24 protein-coding genes are annotated in these 21,819 nt (G+C 72.8%); 12 read left to right on the top strand and 12 right to left on the bottom strand.

What is annotated here, in order from left to right:
• Positions 1-61: 61 nt before the first annotated feature.
• Both ACFVGY_RS15335 and ACFVGY_RS15330 read right to left on the bottom strand, forming a co-directional pair.
• Positions 62-1,078, bottom strand: coding sequence for an aldo/keto reductase (locus tag ACFVGY_RS15335; RefSeq protein ID WP_385676559.1), 1,017 nt, complete (start codon positions 1,076-1,078; stop codon positions 62-64).
• Positions 1,075-1,461, bottom strand: coding sequence for a MerR family transcriptional regulator (locus ACFVGY_RS15330; protein WP_385676556.1), 387 nt, complete (start codon positions 1,459-1,461; stop codon positions 1,075-1,077). Before ACFVGY_RS15330 ends, ACFVGY_RS15335 begins: the two co-directional genes overlap by 4 nt.
• A 52-nt stretch (positions 1,462-1,513) precedes the next feature.
• Between ACFVGY_RS15330 and ACFVGY_RS15325 the strand changes: the two genes are divergently transcribed.
• Complete coding sequence (locus ACFVGY_RS15325; protein ID WP_385676553.1) at positions 1,514-2,359, top strand: serine hydrolase domain-containing protein; 846 nt, start codon at positions 1,514-1,516, stop codon at positions 2,357-2,359.
• 1 nt (position 2,360) lies between these two features.
• Here ACFVGY_RS15325 and ACFVGY_RS15320 read toward each other — a convergent pair whose 3' ends face one another.
• Positions 2,361-3,017, bottom strand: coding sequence for a pirin family protein (locus tag ACFVGY_RS15320; RefSeq protein WP_385676550.1), 657 nt, complete (start codon positions 3,015-3,017; stop codon positions 2,361-2,363).
• A 69-nt stretch (positions 3,018-3,086) separates the two neighbouring features.
• On the opposite strand from ACFVGY_RS15320, the gene ACFVGY_RS15315 reads away from it, so the two are divergent.
• The 5 genes from ACFVGY_RS15315 to fabF all read left to right on the top strand — a co-directional run bounded on the left by ACFVGY_RS15315 (position 3,087) and on the right by fabF (position 7,974).
• Positions 3,087-4,292, top strand: a complete 1,206-nt coding sequence (locus tag ACFVGY_RS15315) for a PucR family transcriptional regulator (protein WP_385676547.1) — start codon at positions 3,087-3,089, stop codon at positions 4,290-4,292.
• A gap of 89 nt (positions 4,293-4,381) precedes the next feature.
• Positions 4,382-5,299: an ACP S-malonyltransferase gene (locus ACFVGY_RS15310; protein WP_385676544.1), complete on the top strand. Its 918-nt coding sequence runs from the start codon at positions 4,382-4,384 to the stop codon at positions 5,297-5,299.
• 19 nt (positions 5,300-5,318) lie between these two features.
• Positions 5,319-6,323 carry a ketoacyl-ACP synthase III gene (locus ACFVGY_RS15305; RefSeq protein WP_385676541.1) on the top strand — a complete coding sequence of 335 codons (1,005 nt, stop codon included), beginning with the start codon at positions 5,319-5,321 and terminating at the stop codon, positions 6,321-6,323.
• A gap of 57 nt (positions 6,324-6,380) precedes the next feature.
• Positions 6,381-6,629, top strand: a complete 249-nt coding sequence (locus ACFVGY_RS15300) for an acyl carrier protein (RefSeq protein WP_385423438.1) — start codon at positions 6,381-6,383, stop codon at positions 6,627-6,629.
• Positions 6,630-6,708: 79 nt separating this feature from the next.
• Entirely contained in the window at positions 6,709-7,974 is a 1,266-nt protein-coding gene (gene fabF, locus ACFVGY_RS15295) for a beta-ketoacyl-ACP synthase II (protein ID WP_385676539.1), read from the top strand.
• A 120-nt stretch (positions 7,975-8,094) separates the two neighbouring features.
• Here the strand turns inward: fabF and ACFVGY_RS15290 are convergent, their stop codons facing one another.
• The gene (locus ACFVGY_RS15290; protein ID WP_385676537.1) at positions 8,095-8,589 is read right to left on the bottom strand and encodes a DUF3145 domain-containing protein; all 495 of its coding nucleotides are present in this window, start codon (positions 8,587-8,589) and stop codon (positions 8,095-8,097) included.
• A 250-nt stretch (positions 8,590-8,839) separates the two neighbouring features.
• On the opposite strand from ACFVGY_RS15290, the gene ACFVGY_RS15285 reads away from it, so the two are divergent.
• On the top strand, positions 8,840-9,736 hold the full coding sequence (locus ACFVGY_RS15285) for an SGNH/GDSL hydrolase family protein (RefSeq protein WP_385676534.1): 897 nt from the start codon (positions 8,840-8,842) through the stop codon (positions 9,734-9,736).
• A 77-nt stretch (positions 9,737-9,813) separates the two neighbouring features.
• A complete protein-coding gene (locus tag ACFVGY_RS15280) occupies positions 9,814-10,527 on the top strand; it encodes a carbon-nitrogen hydrolase family protein (protein ID WP_385676531.1) in 714 nt (237 codons plus the stop codon).
• A 100-nt stretch (positions 10,528-10,627) separates the two neighbouring features.
• Here ACFVGY_RS15280 and ACFVGY_RS15275 read toward each other — a convergent pair whose 3' ends face one another.
• The 3 genes from ACFVGY_RS15275 to ACFVGY_RS15265 all read right to left on the bottom strand — a co-directional run bounded on the left by ACFVGY_RS15275 (position 10,628) and on the right by ACFVGY_RS15265 (position 14,855).
• Positions 10,628-12,241 carry a DUF2142 domain-containing protein gene (locus ACFVGY_RS15275; protein ID WP_385676528.1) on the bottom strand — a complete coding sequence of 538 codons (1,614 nt, stop codon included), beginning with the start codon at positions 12,239-12,241 and terminating at the stop codon, positions 10,628-10,630.
• 13 nt (positions 12,242-12,254) lie between these two features.
• Positions 12,255-13,976 carry a hypothetical protein gene (locus ACFVGY_RS15270; RefSeq protein ID WP_385676525.1) on the bottom strand — a complete coding sequence of 574 codons (1,722 nt, stop codon included), beginning with the start codon at positions 13,974-13,976 and terminating at the stop codon, positions 12,255-12,257.
• 240 nt (positions 13,977-14,216) lie between these two features.
• Entirely contained in the window at positions 14,217-14,855 is a 639-nt protein-coding gene (locus tag ACFVGY_RS15265) for a DUF1707 and DUF4190 domain-containing protein (RefSeq protein ID WP_385676522.1), read from the bottom strand.
• Between the two features lie 124 nt (positions 14,856-14,979).
• On the opposite strand from ACFVGY_RS15265, the gene ACFVGY_RS15260 reads away from it, so the two are divergent.
• Positions 14,980-15,705 (top strand): hotdog fold domain-containing protein, encoded by a 726-nt coding sequence (locus tag ACFVGY_RS15260; RefSeq protein ID WP_385676519.1) that lies wholly within the window; start codon positions 14,980-14,982, stop codon positions 15,703-15,705.
• Positions 15,706-15,715: 10 nt separating this feature from the next.
• On the opposite strand, the gene ACFVGY_RS15255 is transcribed toward ACFVGY_RS15260, so the two are convergent.
• Complete coding sequence (locus tag ACFVGY_RS15255) at positions 15,716-16,075, bottom strand: winged helix-turn-helix transcriptional regulator (protein ID WP_385676516.1); 360 nt, start codon at positions 16,073-16,075, stop codon at positions 15,716-15,718.
• A gap of 97 nt (positions 16,076-16,172) precedes the next feature.
• Between ACFVGY_RS15255 and ACFVGY_RS15250 the strand changes: the two genes are divergently transcribed.
• The gene (locus ACFVGY_RS15250; RefSeq protein ID WP_385676514.1) at positions 16,173-17,063 is read left to right on the top strand and encodes an NAD(P)-dependent oxidoreductase; all 891 of its coding nucleotides are present in this window, start codon (positions 16,173-16,175) and stop codon (positions 17,061-17,063) included.
• A 9-nt stretch (positions 17,064-17,072) separates the two neighbouring features.
• On the opposite strand, the gene ACFVGY_RS15245 is transcribed toward ACFVGY_RS15250, so the two are convergent.
• The 3 genes from ACFVGY_RS15245 to ACFVGY_RS15235 all read right to left on the bottom strand — a co-directional run bounded on the left by ACFVGY_RS15245 (position 17,073) and on the right by ACFVGY_RS15235 (position 19,643).
• Positions 17,073-18,056, bottom strand: a complete 984-nt coding sequence (locus ACFVGY_RS15245; RefSeq protein ID WP_385676511.1) for an EI24 domain-containing protein — start codon at positions 18,054-18,056, stop codon at positions 17,073-17,075.
• A 69-nt stretch (positions 18,057-18,125) separates the two neighbouring features.
• Positions 18,126-18,548 (bottom strand): organic hydroperoxide resistance protein, encoded by a 423-nt coding sequence (locus ACFVGY_RS15240; RefSeq protein WP_385676508.1) that lies wholly within the window; start codon positions 18,546-18,548, stop codon positions 18,126-18,128.
• Between the two features lie 66 nt (positions 18,549-18,614).
• Entirely contained in the window at positions 18,615-19,643 is a 1,029-nt protein-coding gene (locus ACFVGY_RS15235; RefSeq protein WP_385676505.1) for an NADP-dependent oxidoreductase, read from the bottom strand.
• A gap of 92 nt (positions 19,644-19,735) precedes the next feature.
• On the opposite strand from ACFVGY_RS15235, the gene ACFVGY_RS15230 reads away from it, so the two are divergent.
• Positions 19,736-20,158, top strand: coding sequence for a MarR family winged helix-turn-helix transcriptional regulator (locus tag ACFVGY_RS15230; RefSeq protein ID WP_385676502.1), 423 nt, complete (start codon positions 19,736-19,738; stop codon positions 20,156-20,158).
• 114 nt (positions 20,159-20,272) lie between these two features.
• On the opposite strand, the gene ACFVGY_RS15225 is transcribed toward ACFVGY_RS15230, so the two are convergent.
• Positions 20,273-21,031, bottom strand: a complete 759-nt coding sequence (locus ACFVGY_RS15225; protein WP_385676499.1) for a hypothetical protein — start codon at positions 21,029-21,031, stop codon at positions 20,273-20,275.
• A 78-nt stretch (positions 21,032-21,109) separates the two neighbouring features.
• Here ACFVGY_RS15225 and ACFVGY_RS15220 point away from each other — a divergent pair.
• The coding region (locus ACFVGY_RS15220; protein ID WP_385676496.1) for a hypothetical protein at positions 21,110-21,819 on the top strand (710 nt) is incomplete at its 3' end.

Below are 21,819 nucleotides of genomic sequence, written 5' to 3'. Positions count from 1 at the left end.
CACCCACGCCTCGGAGCGCCCGTACCTCCGACCGCTCGTCGGGCCCGCCCCCTCGTCGCGGCTACGCCTCGCGGGCCGCCGAGGTGAAGGTCATGTCCGGGTAGCGGTCCCCCGCGACCCGCCCGGCGACCGGCTCCAGCAGGGCCAGCTCCGGCCCGGTCAGCGTGATGCGGGTCGCGGCGGCGTTCTCCGCGAGCCGCTCCGGCCTGCGGGTGCCCGGGATCGGGACCACCGTCAGTCCGTGCACCTGCGCCCGCTGCTGCACCCAGGCCAGCGCGATCTGCGCCGGGGTGGCACCGTGGGCCCGCGCGACCTGCCGCACCGGCTCCAGCAGGGCCGCGTTGGCCTTGGCGTTGTCACCGGTGAACCGCGGCTGGAAGACGCGGAAGTCGCCCTCCGACAGCTCCGCCGCATCGGCGAACGCGCCGGTCAGGAAGCCGCGGCCGAGCGGGGAGTACGGCACGAAGGCCACGCCGAGCTCGGCCGCCGCGCCCACCGCGCTGCGCTCCACGTCCCGGCTGAACAGGGACCACTCCGACTGGAGGGCCGCGATCGGGTGCACGGCGTACGCCTCCCGCAGCTCCGCGCCGGTGACTTCGCTGAGCCCCAGGTGGCGCACCTTGCCCTCCTGCACCAGCTCCGCCATGGCGCCCACGGACTCGGCGAACGGTACCGACGGGTCGTGGCGGTGCATGTAGTACAGGTCGATCACCTCGGTCCCGAGCCGCCGGAGGCTGTCCTCGACCGCCCTGCGGATGTACCCGCGGTCGTTGCGTATGCCGCGGTGGTGCGGGTCGTCGGTGCGCTCGATGCCGAACTTGGTGGCGAGGGTGATCTCCTCGCGGTGCGCGGCGACGAACGGCGCGATGAACTCCTCGTTGCGGCCCCGTCCGTAGATGTCCGCGGTGTCGAAGAGGGTGACCCCGGCGTCGAGCGCCGCCCGGAGCGTCGCGCGGGCCGCCGCCTCGTCCGTCTCCCCGTAGAACTCGCTCATGCCCATGCAGCCGAGACCCTGGATGCCGACCCGCGGGCCGCCCTTGCCGAGTTCGGCCTGCTCGATGGTGGTGTTCTGCGTCACTGGCGTGCCGCCTTCCCCGTATAAAGCTCGATCTTGAAGTCCAGTACCGCGAGCGCGTCGGTCAGTTCCGTGATCCGCGCCCGCACCTCGCGCCGGGTCCGCTCCAGCAGTTCGCGCCGCCGGTCGACGGTGTGCTCGCCCTCGCGGACCAGTTCGGCATAGGTGACCATGTCGGCCACCGACATCCCCGTGGCGCGCAGCTTGCCCACGAAGGACAGCCACCGCAGATCGGCGTCGCTGAAGCGCCGCTGGCCCGAGTGGGACCGGTCCACGTGCGGCATCAGGCCGATCCGCTCGTACCAGCGCAGGGTGTGCTGGCTCAGGCCGGTCAGGGCCTCGACCTCGCTGATCGTGTACCGCGTCTGCGTCCCTGTCAGGCTCATGGCGCCCACGCTAGAACCCTTGAGTGCACTCCAAGCAAGTAGGCTCGGCGGCATGGAGAGCATGGACACCCTGTACGGCCTGGAGGCCATCGACAGCTGGCCCGTACCGACCGCGGCTGCGGCCGTCGTCCGCGCCGACGGGACTCTCGCGGCCTCCCACGGGCCCGTCGACCACCGGTTCGCCCTGGCCTCGGTGACCAAGCCGCTCGCGGCGTACGCCGCCCTCGTCGCGTACGAGGAGGGGGCGGTCGAGCTGGACGAGCCCGCAGGCCCCGAGGGTTCGACGGTCCGTCACCTGCTGGCGCACACCAGCGGCCTGGCCTTCGACGAGCACCGCGTCATGGCCCCGCCCGGCACCCGCCGGCTGTACTCGAACGCCGGCTTCGAGGTGCTCGGCGACCACATCACCAAGGCCACCGGCATCCCCTTCGCCGAGTACGTGCACCAGGCGGTGTTCGAGCCGCTGGGCATGGCCTCGACCACCCTGGAGGGCTCGCCCGCCAAGGACGGCGTCTCCACGGTGTCGGACCTGGTCCGCTTCGCCGCCGAGCTCCAGGCCCCGCGCCTGCTCGACGTGCGCACCGTCGCCGAGGCCACCACCGTCGTCCACCCCGGCCTGAAGGGCGTGCTCCCCGGGTACGGGCACCAGTCCCCCAACGACTTCGGGCTCGGCCTGGAGATCCGCGGCACCAAGAGCCCGCACTGGACGGGCGCCTCCTCCTCGCCGCGCACCTTCGGCCACTTCGGCCAGGCGGGCACCTTCCTGTGGGTGGACCCGCAGGTGCGGGCCGCGTGCGTGGTGCTGACGGACCGCCCCTTCGGCCCGTGGGCCGTGGAGGCCTGGCCCCCGTTCACGGACGGCGTGGTGGCGGCGCGCGGCTTCGAGATCCACCGCTGAGCTACGGAAGCTCCCAGATCAGTAGCTCCCCCGGGGACCCGGCCACGGCCCGCAGGCCCTGCTCGCCGGTGATCCTGGCCGAGTCCCCGGGACCGAGCTCCACCCCGTCCAGCCGCAGGTCGCCGCGCACCACGTGCAGGTAGACCCGCTCCGCGGCGGGGACCGCGACGTGCTCGCCCGCGCCCGGCCGCCGCACGTGCAGGACGGCACCGGCCGTGGGGACCTCGTACGGGGTGTCGTCGGCCAGGCCGCGGACGAGCCGGTACGCGGGCTCCCCGCCGGGGGCCAGCGGCGCGAGCCAGGTCTGCACGAAGCGCAGCCGCTCGGTGCCGTCGTTGCGCTCGACGTGCCGGGCGCCGGATCCGGCGCCGAGGTGCTGTACGTCGCCGTGGCGGACCACGGCCTCCTCGCCGGTGGTGCTTCCCTTGTGCGTCAGCTCACCCTCGATGACCCAGGTGACGATCTCGGTGTGGCTGTGCGGGTGCTCGTCGAATCCGGCGCCCGGGGCGAGGGCCTCCTCGTTGCAGGCCAGCATCGGGCCGAAGCGCAGGTTGTCCGGGTCGTAGACGCTGCCGAACGAGAAGGCGTGCCGGGTGGTGATCCCCGCGTCGGGATCCCCGCCCGGGTACCGGTCGGCACCGCGGCGTACATCAATCATGGACCCACGGTAGACCTTGGGTGTGAGGGCGCACTCCGCGCCGCCGTCCCGATAAGGCAGTCTTGTCCCGTGCCCCAACCCGAACGTGAGCATTCCCCCGCGCATCCCGCTGCCGCCCATCCGCATACCGCGACGCTGCGCCGACTGGAGAAGTCCTCCGGCCGGCTCGCCGCGAACGCCATCGCGCGCATGGACGAGACCCTGCCGTGGTACCGGGCGATGCCCCCGGAGAACCGGTCCTGGATCGGCCTGGTCGCCCAGGCCGGCATCGCCGCGTTCACCGAATGGTTCCGGCACCCCGAGACCCCGCAGGCGATCTCCACCGATGTGTTCGGGACGGCTCCGCGTGAGCTGACCCGGGCGATCACGCTGCGCCAGACCGTCGAGATGGTCCGCACCACGATCGAGGTCATGGAGGCCGCGATCGAGGAGGTGGCGGCCCCGGGCGACGAGTCGATCCTGCGTGAGGCACTGCTGGTGTACGCCCGGGAGATCGCGTTCGCGACGGCCCAGGTGTACGCGCAGGCCGCCGAGGCGCGCGGGGCGTGGGACGCCCGGCTGGAGTCCCTGGTGGTGAACGCGGTGCTGTCCGGGGAGGCCGACGAGGGCGCGCTCTCCCGGGCCGCGGCCCTCGGCTGGAACTCGCCGGAGCACGTGTGCGTGGTGCTCGGCACCGCGCCGGAGGGCGACAGCGAGCTGACGGTCGAGGCCATCCGGCGGGCGGCCCGGCACCACAAACTGCAGGTGCTCACCGGGGTGCTCGGCGACCGCCTGGTGGTGATCGCTGGCGGCAGCGACAACCCGCTGCAGGTGGCGAAGTCGCTGATCGGACCGTTCGCGGCGGGCCCGGTGGTCGCGGGCCCGGTGGTCGCGGACCTGCTGAACGCGACGAAGTCCGCGCAGGCGGCCGCGGCCGGTCTGAAGGCCTGCTCGGCCTGGCAGGACGCCCCGCGGCCGGTGCTCGCGGACGATCTCCTGCCCGAGCGCGCGATCGCCTCGGATCCCTCTGCCCGGGAGCAGCTGGTGGAGGAGATCTACAGACCGCTGGAGGAGGCGGGGTCGGCGCTGCTGGAGACGCTGAGCGTCTACCTGGAGCAGGCGAGCAGCCTGGAGGGGGCGGCACGGATGCTGTTCGTGCACCCGAACACGGTGCGCTACCGGCTCCGACGTGTGACCGACGTCACCGGCTGGTCGCCTTCTGATGTCCGCTCGGCGTTCACACTGCGGATCGCCTTGATCCTCGGGCGTCTGGCCGACAACGATCAGCAGTCCTAGACTTTTGTCGGACTTCAACAATTACCCTGACGGTTCTTGGTCCCTGTCCCCACGGGCGGCTGGGACCCTCGACAAGAGAGAGTGTGAGGGTGCTCGTACTCGTCGCTCCCGGCCAAGGCGCACAGACGCCCGGCTTCCTGACCCCCTGGCTCGAACTGCCCGGCGCCGCTGACCGCGTCGCCGAGTGGTCGACCGCCATCGGGCTCGACCTCGCCCATTACGGCACGAAGGCGGACGCGGACGAGATCCGCGACACGGCCGTGGCCCAGCCGCTGCTGGTCGCCGCGGGCCTGCTCGCCGCTTCGGAGCTGGGCTCCCGTACGGCCTTCGGTGCCGTCGCGGGCCACAGCGTCGGCGAGATCACCGCTGCCGCGTACGCGGGTGTGCTCTCCGAGGCCGACGCGCTGTCCTTCGTACGGACCCGGGGGCTGGCGATGGCCGAGGCCGCCGCCGTCACCGAGACCGGCATGGCCGCGGTACTGGGCGGTGACCGCGACGTGGTCGTCGCGCACCTGGAGAAGCTGGGCCTGACCCCCGCCAACATCAACGGCGCGGGCCAGATCGTGGCCGCCGGCACCAAGGAGCAGATCGACGCCCTGGTCGCCGAGAAGCCCGAGGGTGCCATGAAGGTCGTCGCGCTACAGGTCGCGGGCGCCTTCCACACGCACCACATGGCTCCCGCGGTCACGACGCTGGACGAGGCCGCCAAGGCCCTCGAACCGGCCGACCCGAAGCTGAAGTACGTCTCGAACAAGGACGGCCAGGTCGTCACCTCGGGCGCCGACGTCGTCGCCCGCCTGGTGGGCCAGGTCGCGAACCCGGTCCGCTGGGACCTGTGCATGGAGACGTTCGCCGACCTCGGCGTCACCGGGCTCATCGAGCTCAGCCCGGGCGGCACCCTGACGGGTCTGGCCAAGCGTGCGCTCAAGGGCGTGCCGAACGTGGCCCTGAAGACCCCGGACGATCTCCAGAAGGCCGCGGCGCTCATCGCCGAGCACACGGCCTGAGAGAAGGAGCCCACACAGCATGTCGAAGATCAAGCCTGCCCAGGGCTCCCCGTACGCCCGCATCCTCGGCGTCGGCGGCTACCGCCCGTCCCGGGTGGTCCCCAACGACGTCATCCTGGAGAAGATCGACTCCTCCGACGAATGGATCCGCTCCCGCTCGGGCATCGCGAGCCGGCACTGGGCCTCGGCCGAGGAGACCGTCGCCGCGATGTCGGTGGAGGCCTCCGGCAAGGCGCTGGCCGATGCCGGGATCTCCCCCGAGCAGGTCGGCGCCGTGATCGTCTCGACGGTCTCGCACTTCCGGCAGACCCCGGCGGTCGCGACCGAGATCGCGCACCGGATCGGCGCGGTCAAGCCGGCCGCGTTCGACATCTCCGCGGGCTGCGCCGGCTTCGGCTACGGCCTGACCCTCGCCAAGGGCCTCGTGATCGAGGGCTCGGCCCCGTACGTGCTCGTCATCGGCGTGGAGCGGCTGTCGGACCTGACCGACCTGGAGGACCGCGCGACGGCCTTCCTGTTCGGCGACGGCGCCGGCGCCGTGGTCGTCGGCCCCTCGGACGTGCCGGCCATAGGCCCCACGGTGTGGGGCTCGGAGGGCGACAAGTCCGAGACGATCAAGCAGACCGTGCCGTGGGACGAGTACCTCGGCAAGGATGCCGGCGAGAAGTTCCCGGCCATCACGCAGGAGGGCCAGGCGGTGTTCCGCTGGGCCGTCTTCGAGATGGCCAAGGTGGCCCAGCAGGCGCTCGACGCCGCCGGGATCACCCCGGACGACCTGGACGTCTTCATTCCGCACCAGGCCAACATGCGGATCATCGACTCGATGGTGAAGACCCTCAAGCTGCCGGAGCACGTCACGGTCGCCCGTGACGTGGAAACCACCGGCAACACCTCGGCCGCCTCGATCCCGCTCGCAATGGAGCGGCTCCTGGCGACCGGAGCGGCGAAGAGCGGCGACACCGCGCTCGTCATCGGCTTCGGGGCGGGGCTCGTCTACGCCGCGACGGTCGTTACCCTCCCCTAGGGCCCGGAACCACATCCGGGCCTGTTTCACCGCAGTCAGCTACAGAAGGAGCGCCACATGGCCGCCACGCAGGAAGAGATCGTCGAGGGTCTGGCGGAGATCGTCAACGAGATCGCCGGTATCCCGGTCGAGGACGTCGAGATCGACAAGTCGTTCACCGACGACCTGGACGTCGACTCCCTCTCCATGGTCGAGGTCGTCGTCGCCGCCGAAGAGCGCTTCGACGTCAAGATCCCGGACGAGGACGTCAAGGGCCTCCGGACCGTCGGTGACGCTGCCGACTACATCCTGAAGCACCAGGCCTGAGCCTGACGAGCGTTTGTCGCCACCCGGCGGTGGCGCCGTGACAATTCAGCACCCCCTGAGACGTGGAGAAAGAATTCCTGTGAGCCCGACCAATCGCACCGTGGTCGTCACCGGTATCGGCGCAACCACTCCGCTGGGTGGCGACAGCGCTTCGACCTGGGAAGGTCTGCTCGCCGGCCGTTCCGGCGTCAAGCCCCTGGAGGGCGAGCGCTTCGCCGACCTCCCGGTCCGTATTGCCGCCCCGGTCGCTGTCGACCCGAGCGAGGTCCTCCCGAAGCCGCTGGCGCGCAAGCTGGACCGCTCGGCCCAGTTCGCCGTCATCGCAGCCCGCGAGGCCTGGGCCGACGCCGGCTACAAGGCCCCGGCGGGCGAGGACGAGTCCGTCGCGCCGGAGCGCCTGGGCACCGTGATCGCCTCCGGCATCGGCGGTGTCACCACTCTGCTCGACCAGTACGACGTACTGAAGGAAAAGGGTGTGCGCCGGGTTTCCCCGCACACCGTCCCCATGCTCATGCCGAACGGCCCGTCGGCCAACGTCGGCCTGGAGGTCAACGCCCAGGCGGGCGTGCACACTCCGGTCAGCGCCTGCGCCTCCGGCGCCGAGGCCATCGGCTACGCCGTCGAGATGATCCGCACCGGCCGCGCCGACGTGGTCGTCGCGGGCGGCACCGAGGCGGCGATCCACCCGCTGCCGATCGCCGCGTTCGCCAACATGATGGCGATGTCGAAGAACAACGAGAACCCCGAGTCGGCCTCGCGCCCGTACGACAAGGCCCGTGACGGCTTCGTCCTCGGCGAGGGCGCGGGCGTCGTGGTGCTGGAGTCCGCGGAGCACGCCGCGGCGCGCGGCGCCCGCGTCTACTGCGAGGTGCTGGGCCAGGGCCTGTCCGCGGACAGCCACCACATCGCGCAGCCGGAGCCGACCGGCCGCGGCGTCGCCGCCGCCGTGCAGAACCTGCTCGACAACACCGGCCTGAACCCGGCCGAGCTGGTCCACGTGAACGCGCACGCCACGTCGACCCCGCAGGGCGACACGGCCGAGGTGAAGGCCCTGCGCAAGGTCCTGGGCGACGACCTCGACCACGTCGCGATCTCCGCGACCAAGTCGATGACCGGCCACCTGCTGGGCGGCGCCGGCGGTATCGAGACCGTCGCGACCGTGCTGGCGGTCTACCACCGGACGGCCCCGCCGACCATCAACATCGACGAGCTGGACGAGGACATCGCCGCGGACATCGTCCGCGGCGAGCCGCGCAAGCTGCCCGCCGAGGGCCCGATCGCCGCGATCAACAACTCGTTCGGCTTCGGCGGCCACAACGTCACGCTGGGGTTCCGCAGCGTCTGAGGCTGACACGGCACCGTCCGCCGCCTTCGCGCCGCGGACGCGCCGCCCCCCGTACGCGCATGAGGCCCACCCGGGATCCCCGGGTGGGCCTCTCGCATGGCATCCTGCCCGGTCGGGCGGCTAGACGACCTGGTGGAGCCAGCGCACCGGGGCGCCCTCGCCGGCGTAGCGGAAGGGCTCCAGTTCGTCGTCCCAGGGCTTGCCGAGCAGCCGGGAGATCTCCGCTTCCAGGTCGGCCTCGCCGCGTGCGGAGCGGGCGAGGGCGGCGCGCAGCCGGTCCTCGGGGATCAGGATGTCGCCGTGCAGGCCGGTGACGGCGTGGAAGATGCCGAGGTCCGGTGTGGAGCTGTAGCGCTCGCCCTCGGCAGTGGCGCAGGGTTCCGCGGTCACCTCGAAGCGCAACAGGTGCCAGCCGCGCAGTGCGGAGGCGAGCTTCGACGCGGTACCCGCCTCGGCCTGCCAGGAGAACTCGGCTCTCCAGGTGCCCGGAGAGGCGGGCTGCCGGATCCAGTCGAGGTTCACCCGCACCCCGAGCACGCCCGCAACAGCCCATTCCACGTGCGGGCAGAGCGCGCGCGGTGCGGAATGCACGTACAGGACTCCACGTGTCGTCACCGGGACCTCCAGTGTGGGACGAGGTCGGGAATAAACTCCAGAAACGGACAGAATGTGACGTGTTGTAATGTAACGGAAATAATCTGACATCGCGCTGCGGGACCTGCGGCCGAAACGCCACGGGGGAAAAGCTACCGTGCGGCAGGGGCCAGGGTGTGTCGTACGGTCGGTCCGAGGCCGCCAAACACAGAGCTTTCACTCAGCAGGACGCCCCCGTGAGGACGCGGGGCGACGAGGAGGGGACCACCCGATGCGCACCACCGCTCCCGGACACCGCACGCGACGCACACGCGCGGGCACGGGTGCGGCCATGGCCTTCCTGGCCGGGGTGCTGACCGGGTGTCAGGCGGCCGCCACGCCCGAGCAGGGCGAGCGGGGCGCTCAGGCCGGACCGCGCTGGAACACCGCGCCCGCGTCGATCGCGGCCGTCGGCGACTCCATCACCCGGGGGTTCGACGCCTGTTCGGTACTGGCCGACTGCCCGGAGGTCTCCTGGGCCACCGGGAGCGATCCGGCGGTCCGCTCGCTCGCCGCGCGGCTGCTCGGCGACGCGCAGGTGGCGGGGCGCAGTTGGAACCATGCGGTCACCGGCTCGCGGATGGCGGACCTCGAAGGACAGCTGGCCTCGGCCGCCGGGCACAAGCCCGACCTGGTCACGGTCATGGTCGGCTCGAACGACGCGTGCCGCCCGTCAGCCGCGGCGATGACCCCGGTGGCGGAGTTCCGGACGGGCTTCGAGAAGGCCCTCGGCGCACTGCGGACGGCCTCGCCCGCCTCCCAGGTGTACGTCTCCAGCGTGCCGGACCTCCAGCGGCTGTGGCAGCAGGGCAAGGACAGCCCGATGGTGCGGCAGGTGTGGAAGCTGGGCATCTGCCAGTCGATGCTCGCGGATCCGCTGTCGTCCGCGGCAGCGGCGACGGCCCGGCGCGAGCAGGTGCGGGCGCGGGTGGTCGAGTACAACGAGGTACTCCGCGAGGTGTGCGCGAAGGACGCGCTGTGCCGCTACGACGGCGGCGCGGTGTTCCAGTACCCCTTCGCCGCCGAGCAGTTGAGCCACTGGGACTGGTTCCACCCCGGCAAGGGCGGACAGGCGCGGCTCGCCGAGCTGGCGCACCGCCAGGTGACCGCCGCCGAGCCGCCGCGCTGACCCCCGACCCCGCCTCCGGGCCGGTTCCAGGGGTGCTTTCCGGCCACCCGCCGTCCGCGGTCCGGCATCCTGAACGCATGAAGATCGCCGCAGCGCAGCTGACCTGCATACCCGCCGACGTTCCCGGCAACACCGCACGGGCCGCCGCCCTCGCCGCCGAGGCCCGGGACGCGGGCGCCGGGCTCGTGGTGTTCCCCGAGCTCACGCTCACCGGCTACGAGCTGGCCGCCGTGGCCGCCGACCCGGGCCTGTGGATCGCCGACCCGGACGACCCCCGGCTCGACCCGCTCCGGTCCGCCGGCACCGCCGTCGCCGTCAACGTCGCGCTGCGCACCGGCGGCCCGCGGCCCGCCATCGCGACGCTGGTCTACGGGGCGGACGGCGGGCATGTCACCACGTACGCCAAGCAGCACCTGTACCAGCAGGAGCAGGACACCTTCACGGCGGGCGGCTGCGACGGGCACTTCGAGCTCGGCGGGATCCGCTTCTCGCTCGGCATCTGCTTCGACAACCACTTCCCCGAGCTCGCCGGCCGCGCGGCGGCGGCCGGCTGCCGCGTCCACCTCGCCTCCTCCCTGTACGGGACGGGCAGCGGGACCGAGGAACGCGCCGCGGTCCACGCCGTGCTGGCGAGGGAGCACGGCCTGTACGTGGTCCTCGCCAACCACGTCGGACCGGCCGGCCCGTGGACCGGCTGCGGGCGGGCCGCGATCTGGGCTCCCGGGGGCGCCCTGCTCGCCGAGGCGGACGACCGCACCCCGACGCTGGCGACGGCCGAGATCACTGCCTGACCGGGGCACCGTGGCGCCGGCGCCCGGTCAGGCGGTCGTGTGGTCGGACGGTCGTCGTGGTCGGGCGGTCAGGCGGTAGGCGGTCAGGCGGTCAGGCGGTTCAGCGGGCCGCCGGCACCCTCGGACGGTGCTGCGACGGGCGGGCGGCGGCATCGTCCTGCTCCGGGCGGCCCCCCGGCACATCGGACTCCCAGTCCCGCGCCAGCGCCGGCAGCACCAGCGCGAACGCCGCGGCCGTGTACACCGCGGTCCACAGCACCCAGCCGCCCGGCGGCGCCCAGTGCGCCGCGAACGGCACCCAGGGGCCGGAGGTGCCGACCGCGAAGCGCCGCAGCGTCCAGAAGAACGCGGCCGCGTTGGCGAGCGCCAGCCCGGCCACCGCGAAGCCGGTCAGCCGACGCCAGGGGAAGCCCCCTCCGGGCCCTTCGGGCCCTTCGGGCGACCGGCTCGCAGCGGTCAGCACGGCCATCAGTGGCAGGCCCACGGCGAAGGGCAGCAGGTAGCGGCCCTGCCACACCATGCCGAGCTTCTCCGCCTGGAGCGTCTGCGCCACCACCGGCACCACCACGACCGCCAGGAGCATGCCGAGCAGCGCCACCACCTCGCGCCCCCGCCCGTAGGCGAGCCCCAGCGCGATTAGGACCGCGAGCACGCCCAGCCACACCAGCCAGGTGAAGGCCGGCGCCGGGGTGTCCAGCCAGCCGAAGTAGCCGAGCATCTGGTGGACGTACGTCTCGGTGTTGCCGAAGGTCTGCCGTGCGGCTTCCTTCATGGTGAGCGTCTTGGGCGTGTTGATCACCGAGTTGTCCGGGTGGGCGCCCGCCCACAGCAGGGCACCGGCCGTGGCCACGCCGAGCAGCCCCGTCCACACCCACAGCGCCTTGCTGCGCAGCACCTGGCCGAGGACGCCCCGCTGCTGGAGGAGCAGGGCGAAGAAGACCGCGCCGGCGAACCAGATCAGGCCGAGCGGACGGATGTTGATCAGCACCAGGCCGCCGATGCCGACCCGGGCGAGCCGCCGGTTCAGCAACTGCCGGTCGGGGACCATCAGCACCGACAGCAGGGCCGTCCACACCAGGACCCCGGCGGCGATCTCACCGCCGCTGGGGTTGACCATGCCCCCCATGTACAGCGCCATGGGCGTGACGGCGGCGAACACGCCGAGCAGCGCCACCGAGCGGCGCCGCCACTCCGCGGCGGTGACCACGGCGCTGGCGAGCAGCGCGGAGCAGAGCGCCGCCGACACCAGCCGCATCAGGTACAGCGCGTTCGGCCCCTTGACCAGCAGGCTCGGCCAGCCCGTGGCCAGGTAGTAGGCCGGGTGGTAGCGGCCGGCCGCGGTGGTGACCTGGACGGTCTTCCCGGACTGCCCGATGGCCGGCGCGCAGGACGCGGGCGTGCCCTCCTGCCAGGCGTAGCAGTCGTGCTGCGTGGGCAGCTCCGCGTACCACTGCGGGAGCCTGACCCCGGTCTCGGCGAAATGCCCCTCGATGCCCGCCACCACGTGCGGAACCATCACCTCGGAGCCGTTGATCTGGCCCCGGGCGACGGCCGCGGCACGGATGAAGTGGGCGTGCTCGTCGGGGGAGCCGCCGAGCGGGGTGGCCACCGACCAGGAGGCCGACAGTGCGAAGAACAGCACGAAGGCCGTGGCCCAGAGCCGTTTGGGGGTCCGGGCCGCCCGGTCGGCCGCCCGCCTCAATACGGAGATCATCGGTTCCCTCTGGTCATCGGATGTAGCTCAGCCAGCCCTGGTCGCCGTCCTTGGAGCACAGCCCCTCGGGCGCGAACTTCGGGCACGTCCCGTCCTGCATCCGGATGGTGTGCGACACCCACGGCAGGATCCGGTACGTACCGTCCTGCGCGGGCATGAAGCGGTCGGACATCGACGAGGAAACGGTACCGAGCAGCAGCAGGAGCGCGCACAGCGTCCCGATCACCGCGCCCTCCCGGCCGGGGAAGCCGGCGCCGCGCGAGCCGCCGGCCGTCACCGCGGAAGCGGGAGCAGAAGCAGAAGCAGAGGCGGAAGCGGAACGCCCGGCCAGCCGCTGGGAGACCAAGTGGGCCACGAGCGCGCACAGGATCAGCCCGCAGTAGAGCAGCTGGTTGTTGGTGCGGGTGTACAGCTGGACGGTCTGCGTCTCGTACATGTGCGAGGCGATGTACATGCGCATCACCCAGGCACTGATGAACATGGCGGCGATGGTGATCACCAGCGGCTTGCGCAGGCCCAGCCAGATCGCCGCGCCCAGGCAGAGGAACGTCACCAGCGCGAACAGCCCGACCCCGCCGAACTCCCCGGGCGGCGGCCAGTCGCCGACCTCGCCCGGCATGTCGGTGCGCCACATCAGGTAGTAGGCCGGGTCGGTGAAGTTGTCGAAGCGGAAGTTGTAGTCCTTGGTGGTCTGCCCCTCGATCAGCATGACCGTGAGGTAGCGCCCGGCCACCACCAGGAAGGCGCCCAGCGCGGCCCCCATGAACGCCGCGCCCTTGGCCGGCCCGGTCCGCCACGGGAAGTACAGCAGGGCGGCGAAGAACACACCGGCCGCGCTCCACAGGAACCAGCCCGAGTAGGCGAGGAAGAGCACGCCCAGGACGGCGCCGAACCCGGCACCCTTGAGCAGCACCGAACGCCAGTTCCGGGTGCCGCTTCGGTGCAGGGTCACCACCATCGCCACCAGCACCGGTACCAGCAGCACCAGCACCGTCTGGCTGTAGGGCTTGTACGAGTCGATCAGCGCGAAGGCGGGGACCACGCCGAAGGCCAGCGCCCGGACGGGGCTCAGCAGCATGCGCCAGGCCAGGTAGACCAGCGGTCCGAACGCGGCGGTGCCGAGGATCTGCAGGTCCTTGAAGGCGTACGCGGTGTTGCCGCCGTGGAACCACTCGGCGTAGTAGCCGAGGGTGTAGAGGGGCAGCGGCGGGTAGACGGGCGAGCCTGACGGGCGGCCGTTGGCGACGGCGTGGGCCCATTCGACGATGCGGCCGCTGTCGCCGTTGAGGCCGAACATCGGCCACGGCGTACCGAGCAGGGCGATCACCACGCCCCCGGCGACGAAACCGCTGGCCAGGCCCGCGATGCCGGCGGAGGCGAGTCGGGTGGCCAGGTCGAAGTGGCGGCCGCGGCGCCGCTGCATCGCGAGCACCACCGCGGCGACGAGCAGCAGCCCGAGGAGGGCGAACCGCAGCTGGAGCCCGGCGAGGCCGCTGACCTGGGCGATCCGGTTGAGCGGGTCGAGCTTGAAGCTGCGGGCCAGCACCGGCAGGACCAGTGCGGCGCCGAACGCCACGGCGGCTTCCAGCAGCAGGAGGCCACCGCGGGAGCGCGGGCCGCGCACCGGGCGGCCGGGGGTCGGGACGGCGGCCGGGAGCGCGGGGGCGTGGCCGGCGGCCGGTCTGCTCGGGGTGTCGGGGGGCGCGCCCGCCGACGCCTCGGTGCTGACTGTCACTGACGGTGTCCCTACTGCTGGTCGGTGCTCGGCCCGACGCCGGGCGCCGTCGGACAGCAAGTCTCGGCCGGGCATCCGCGCCCGCCGCTCCGGTGCCCTGGGTGGGCGGCGGGTCGGGGGGTGACGGTGCGGGCGGTTCCGGCCTTCACTGGCAGGCGTACAGACTCGCGCTGCCGGGCATACTATCTGGCCGCCTCAGGGAATCGACGGATACGGAGGCATCGGTTCCGCAACGCTGGCTCAGCCGAGCGCGCCGAAACCCGCCAGCACGAAGAGCAGTGTCCAGCCGCCCATCGCCAGCCAGCCGAGTGCCAGGCCGAGCGTCGCCGGGGCCTCGCCCTCCTCGCCACGGGCGCGGATCTGCGCCTTGGCGATGTGGCCGGTGATCACGGCGCCGGGGGCGGCCATGCCAAGGGTCGGCAGACACAGCACACCCAGAACGAGTGAGGCGATCGCCATCCCGTTGACCCGCCGCGCCGGCATGGGCATGGGCATCGCCACGGGCACGGGCATCGCCACGGGCACGGGCATCGGCGCCGGATGCCCGGCGAAGGCCGGTGCCGCCGGCCCGGCGGCACCGTAGGGGACGGCCATCGGCCCGGCCGGCAGATCGGCCACCAGCTGCGCGAGCTGACCGTAGGTCTGCGCCTGCGAGGCCGCGTCGAAGCGCTGCCCGTACTCCTCGCGGGAGAGCCGGCCCTCCGCGAAGGCAGCCTTGAGGACGTCCACCGTGCGGTCGCGGTCGGTGTGCGAGGCGCGCATCGCGGACGGCGGGACCTGCGCGGGCGGCCAGGCCTGCCCCGGCGGCGCGGGCGACGCGCCGTACGGGGACGCGGGCGGGTGTACCGGGTACTGCTGTCCCCACGGCTGCTGAGCCATCCCGCCACCTCCGAAACCCTGCACGCGTCCGCGCACGCGTCCGTCCAAGAATGGAGGACGAACGCACGGCGGCAAAGGTTGCCGCTCTGCCACCCGACCCGGCGCGTGTGATGAGGTGTCGGTCATGACCGACTTCGAGACGATCACGGTTCCCGGCCTCCTCTGCGGATATCCCGGAGTCGCCTTCGGCGGGTACGTCGCCGGGGTGCTGGCCGCACACGCCGCCGCGAAGACCGTGCGGGTGGACTTCCGCCGGCCCGTGCCCACCGACGCCCCGGTCCGGCTCGCCCCGACCGCCGGCGGCGGCGCCGAGCTGACCGACGGCACGGACCTGCTGGCCGCGGCCACTCCCGCCGAGCCGACGGTCGAGGTCCCGGCGGCCCCGTCCTGGGAGCAGGCCCTGGCCGCCGCCGAGGCCTACCGGGCGGCTCCGCCGGACGGGTCGGTCGACTGCTTCGGCTGCGGTCTGGACCGCACCCCGGACACCGGCCTGCGCCTGCACTGCGGCCGGGTGCCCGGCACGGCCCTGGTCGCCACCGCCTGGACCCCCGGGCTCGCGCTCGCCGACGCCGACGGGCTGCTGCCGGCCGAGCTGGTGTGGGGCGCGCTGGACTGCCCGGGCAATGCGGCGGGCCGTCTCCTCGACGACCGGCGGGCCGGCGCGGTCACGGCCGCCCTGACCGGGCAGCTGCTGCGACCGGTTCCGGCCGGCGCGGGCCTGGTGTCGTACTCCTGGCTGCTCGGCGGCGAGGGCCGCAAGTACCGCGTGGGCACGGCCCTGGTCACGGCCCGGGGCGAGCTGTGCGCCGTCGGCGAGGCCCTGTGGGTGGAGCCCCGCACCGACCGCTAGTGCCGCAGCACTAGGCGGACGCCACCCCGGCCGATGCCACCTCGTGAGGGAGGAGGTACGCGTTCCCCCACGCCCCCAGGGGCTCCAGGGCCGTGTTGAGCGCGTGGCCCAGCGGGGTCAGGGAGTACTCCACGCGCGGCGGGACCTCGTCGTAGGCCTCGCGGTGCACCAGGCCGTCCGTCTCCAGCTCCCGCAGCTGGGCGGCGAGCACCTTCTCCGACACCCCTGGGACCAGCCGCCGCAGCTCGCCGAAGCGGCGCGGCCGCTGGTCCAGCTCCCACAGGAGCGACACCTTCCATTTGCCGTCGATCACGGACATCGCCGCGGCCACACCGCAGTGGTCCGCCCCGGGCCTCCGCGTCACCGCCATCACGCACCCCTCCCCACCTGTTCGCTCACTTTGAAGTAACCACCCACTCCAAAGTACGTACTTGAGGACCCTTCGCCCCGCCACCAGTCTGAACGCCATGACCGACACGAACGTTGCACAGCGCTCCCTCACCCTCCTCGGCCTCGGCGACATGGGCACCGCCCTGGCCCGTACCTGGCTCGCCGCCGGCCACTCCCTGACCGTCTGGAACCGCACCGCCGCCAAGGCCGAGGCCCTCGCCGCCGAAGGCGCCCTCGTCGCCGCGAGCCCCGCGGAGGCGGTGGCCGCGAACGACCTCGTCGTGGTCTGCCTGCTCGACGACGCCAGCGTCGGCTCGGCCCTGGAGGACGCCGACCTGACCGGCAAGGACCTGGTCAACCTCACCACCGGCACCCCGGGCGAGGGCCGGGCCCGCGCGGCCTGGGCCGGGGCCCGCGGTGCCCGCTTCGTGGATGCCGGGATCATGGCCACCCCGGTGATGATCGGCGCGCCCGAAGCCGGCGGCTACGTCTTCTACAGCGGCTCCCGGGCCCTGTTCGACACCCACCGGACCGTGCTGGAGGTCCCCGTCCCGGCCCGGTTCGTCGGAGCGGACCCGGGTCACGCCGCCCTGCACGACGTGGCGCTGCTCAGCGGGATGTACGGGCTGTTCGCCGGCATCTCGCACGCCTTCGCGCTCATCGAGGGCGAGGACATCGCCCCGAAGGACCTGGCGCCGCTGCTGTCGGAGTGGCTCGGCGCGATGGGCTTCTTCGTGGGCAACGCGGCCGAGCGGCTGACCTCGGGCGACTTCACCACCGGTGTGGTGTCGAACCTTTCCATGCAGGTGGCTGCCACCGGGACGCTGCTGCGCACCGCGGAGGAGCAGGGGGTCAGCGCGGAACTGATCAACCCTTACTTCGAGCTGATGCGGCGTCGCCTGGTCGCCGACGGGGCCGCGCACGCCGGCGAGGACACGGCGGGCGCGATCACCCTGCTGCGGAGGTAGGCGGCCGGATCAGGAGGCGTACGGATTCGGCGGCGGCCCGAAGCCCCCGGCGGGTCCCTGCCCGGAGCCGGAACCGCCCGCGGGGTACTGCGGGTACGGGACGGGCTGCTGCGCCGGATACGGAGCCTGCGGCTGGGCGGGGTACGGGGCGTGCGGCTGGGCCGGGGCGGGGGACTGCGGCGGGTACGGGGCGCCGTGGGCCTGGCCCGGCGTGTCCCCCTCCCCGTCCCCCTCCCCCTCGGCGGGCCGGTCCTCGTCCTCGCCCCGCAGGTGCCGGACCATGAGCGTCGCCCCGGCCACCGCGCCCGGCATGAGGAACACCGCCACCAGCGGCAGCAGGAAGGCCAGCACCAGCGGCACCCCGAAGCCGAGCGCCATCGTCCGCCGCCCGCGCAGCAGGACGAGCCGGTCCTTCAGCTCCACCTCACGGCGCTGGAAGGCGACGGCGGTGAGCTCCTCGGCGAGGAAGAAGCCGGACACGCAGAACCCGATGACCGGGATCACGGTCTGGCCGACCACCGGGATGAATCCGAGGGCGAACAGCAGGATCCCGTAGAGCGCGACGCGCAGGAGCACCTTCATGCTGTCCCGGGCGGAGATCCACAGCTCTCGGATCAGCGGCAGCCCGGACTCCGGTACGTCGCCGCCCTCGCTGCGGTCGACCTGCTCCGACAGCGACTCGTAGAAGGGCTGGCCGACGAGCAGGGTCACGGCAGTGAAGGTGATCACTGCGAGGAACAGGCCGAGGCCGAACACCAGGGCGGTCAGGAAGCCCCGGAACAGCCCCTGCCAGGGCGAGGTCCAGTCGTCGGCGAAGGGCGTGGCCCAGGCCGTCAGGTCGTCGGCACCGTAGCCGAGGGCGACGAACGCGCCGGCGTACAGCACCAGCGACACCAGTCCCGGCAGCAGGCCGAAGCCCAGCCACCGTCCGTGACGGAACACCCATCTCTGTCCGGCCAGCAGGTAGCCGAATCCCCCCGCAAGATCACGCATGGGTCCAGCTTACGGTGAAGGCCGCCCTCCGGTCCGGGGGGCGGCCTTCGCACGCGAGCGGGCGTCGGATCAGACGGCGAGCTCGACCGTGATGTTGCCGGCGGTGGCCTTGGAGTACGGGCAGACCTGGTGGGCCTTCTCGATGAGCTCCTTGGCCTTGGCCTGGTCCACGTTCGGGATCACGGCCGAGATCTTCACGATCAGGCCGAAGCCCTCGTCGTTCTTGCCGATGCCGACCTCGGCGGTGACGGTGGCACCGGAGACGTCGGCGCTCTCGTTGCGGGCCACGACGCCGAGGGCGCCCTGGAAGCACGCGCTGTAGCCGGCTGCGAACAGCTGCTCCGGGTTGGTGCCGGCGCCGCTTCCGCCCATCTCCTTCGGCGGGTTCACCACGACGTCGAGTCGGCCGTCGCTGGTGGAGACGCGACCGTCACGGCCGTTCTCCGCGGTGGCCACGGCGGTGTAGAGGACGTCGGACTGCTGGATGGACATGTGAACAGGATCCTTCTGGTGGTCGCCGCGACTCGCGCCCACGATCGCGACGGTTCAGGACCGAGCCTAACCGGTGAACGAAACGATCATCTTTCCGGTGTTCTCGCCGCGCAGCATTCCGAGGAACGCGTCGGTCGCGTTCTCCACGCCCTCGACCACCGTCTCGTCGGCCACGAGCTCGCCCGAGCGCAGCCAGCCGGAGACGTCCTTGACGAACTGCGGCTGGAGTGCGGCGTGGTCGTTGACCAGGATGCCCTGGAGGCGCAGCCGCTTGCCGATGACCTGGACCAGGTTGCGCGGGCCGGGGGTCGGCTCGGTGTCGTTGTACTGGGCGATCGCCCCGCACAGGGTGGCGCGGCCGTTCACGTTCAGGGAGGAGATCGCCGCCTCCAGGTGGTCGCCGCCGACGTTGTCGAAGTAGACGTCGATGCCCTCGGGGGCGGCGTCCTTCAGCTGCTCGGCGACGGGGCCGTTCTTGTAGTTGAAGGCGGCGTCGAAGCCGTACTTCTCGGTGAGGAGCGTCACCTTCTCGTCCGAGCCGGCCGAGCCGATGACCCGGGACGCGCCCTTGATCTTCGCGAACTGGCCGACCAGGCTGCCGACCGCGCCCGCCGCGCCGGAGACGAAGACGGAGTCGCCCTCCTTGAAGGAGGCCACCGCGAAGAGGCCGGCGTAGGCGGTCATGCCCGGCATGCCGAGCACGCCGAGGTAGGCGGAGAGCGGGGCGAGCGAGGCGTCGACCTTCGTGGCGTGCGCCGCGTCCACGTCCGCGTACTCGCGCCAGCCCAGGCCGTGCAGGACGTGGTCGCCGACCTCGAAGCCGTCGGCGGCCGAGGCGACGACCTCGCCCACCGCGCCGCCGTCCATCGGCCGGTCCAGCTGGAAGGGCGGGATGTAGGACTTCACGTCGTTCATCCGGCCGCGCATGTACGGGTCCACGGACATGTGGAGGTTGCGCACCAGGATCCGGCCGGGGGCCGGAGCGGCGACCGGTACCTCGCGCAGCGCGAAGTCCTCGGCCACCGGCCAGCCCTGGGGACGGCGGACGAGGTGCCACTCACGGCTGACGGCGGGGATCGCGGGGGTCTCGGACATGGGGCACTCCAGATCGACAAAATGCTTCAGGACGTGAAACAACCATGCGCCTGGATATTTCATGTTGTCAAGCAAATGGGTACGCTGGTTCCATGCCCAGTCGTCGCGTGGATCCCCTGACCGTCGAGGTCGTCGAGCTCATCGGCACCGTCGTGGCCCGCTACCACGAGGAGTACGAGCAGGCCGCCGCCAGCCACCAGCTGACCGGCGCGCAGGCGCGCGTGCTGAACCTGCTGTCGCTCGAGCCGATGCCGATGCGCCACATCGCGCAGAAGCTGAAGTGCGAGCCGTCCAACATCACCGGCATCGTGGACCGGCTGGAGTCGCGCGGCCTGGTCGAGCGCCGGCCGGACCCGGCCGACCGGCGCGTGAAGCTGGCCGCGCCCACCGAGGAGGGGCTGCAGACGGCCGACCGACTGCGCGAGTCCCTGGACTTCGCACGGGAGCCGCTGGCCGGGCTGTCCACGGCCGAGCGGACGGTCCTGCGCGACCTGCTCAAGCGGATGCTGGGCTGACGGATGCCGGGCTGACGGATTCGGGGCTGACGGATGCTGGGCTGAACCGCCGGCTCAGCGACTGAACCGCCGGCTCAGCGACTGGACCGCCGGCTCAGCGACTGGACCGCCGACTCAGCAGAAGATCCACCAGCAGGTCTTCGGCGGCTTGGTCGGCGACGGGCTCGGCTGCGGCGGAACGGGCAGCTGCGTCCCCGTGCCCGAGGCGCTCGGCGAGGGCTGCCCCGACTGTCCGGGCTTTACGGACGGCCCCTTCCCGGAATCCTGCTGCGACCCGGACCTGCCCGAGGCGGAGGCCGAAGCCCCCGGCCCCGGCTGCGTACCGTCCCCGGCGGAGTCCCCGGACCGGGCCGGCTGCGCGGCGCTCGCGGCGGCCTTCGCGCTTCCCGAGGCCTTGACCGGCTTCACCGGGGCCGGAGCGCTGGGCCCGCCGGTACGGCTGGGCAGCGGGGCCGGCTGCTGCGGACCGTCGTCGTCGGTCAGCATGACGTTCGCCGCCCGGTCGGTGTGGTCACCGTCCGCCATCACCTGCGCCAGGCCCACGGAACCGCCGACGGCGACCGCCAGCCCGAGCCCGACGGTGACGAAGGTCCGCCGCCGGCGGCGGTTCGCGGCCCGGGCGCGCGCGCCGGGCCGGCGTTCGGTGGTGCCGGACAGCACGACGAGGGAGTCCGCGAAGGGGTCGGTGGCCTGCGCCCCGGGCGCTCCCGGGAGCACGGAGGGCCCGTACGGCACGTCGGCGGAGCCGTACGGGGCGGTGGGCGCGACAGGGCCGCCCGGCGTGGCGGGGGGCAGGTACTCGACCGGGGTTCCGCACCCGGCGCACGCCAACGCGCCGTTGAGGTGCCTCCGGCAGGCGTGGCAGTAGTCCATGGCGAATGTGACGCTACGTGGTTTCACGTCACATCGACATCGCGAGTTCGTAAAGGTCCTGTGTGGAATCGTGGTCCCATGACGCCGCCACCCCCGCCGCCAGCGCCTCCGACGCCGTCCACGCCCCCCTCCACGCCGCCGTCGGGACCAGGGGCTCTCGGCCGGACCGCCTTTCAGCTGGTGCTGCTGCGGCGGATGGCCGACTTCCGGCCGGAGCTGGCCGAGGAAGCCCGGCGACGGCTCGGCGCCTCCCTCGCCGAGCAGCGCGAGGCGAACCGGCGCTGGCAGGCGATGGTCCGCTCGCCCCGCTCCCGCGGGGCCCTGGCCCGCTACCGCTCGGTGCTCGGCCCGCCGGAGTCGACGGCCCGGCGGACCATCGGCGACCTGGAGTGCGCGGCCCTGCTGTGGCCCCTGCCGCTCTGGCCCGATCTGCGCTTCGAGGTGCTGGCCGCGCCGGACGGGGCGGTGTGGAACGAGTGGCTGGTGCGCGCACCGGGCGCGCCCGGGCCCGTCCTGCGCGCGCCGGAGGACCTGCGGCCCTGGTCGGCGACGGTGGACGAGGTGGCGCGGGCCTTCGCGCCGGTGCGTCCGATGGAAGGCACCGCGCCGACCCGGTGGCGGCTGGCCTTCACCGCGCAGGGCCGGCCCTGCGTGGCGGAGTTCACGTACGGCCTGCTCCAACGGGTGTCCGTGGACGGCGCCGAGCGCGGCGCCGGTCCCCCCGGAGGGGGGGGGGGGGGGGGCGCCGTAGAGGTACGGGAGCGGAGACAGAGGCGGGCGCGCGCGCC

The organism is Streptomyces sp. NPDC127106 (genome assembly GCF_042677605.1).
GTDB lineage: Bacteria > Actinomycetota > Actinomycetes > Streptomycetales > Streptomycetaceae > Streptomyces.
This window is presented reverse-complemented; position numbering and strand designations above follow the sequence as displayed.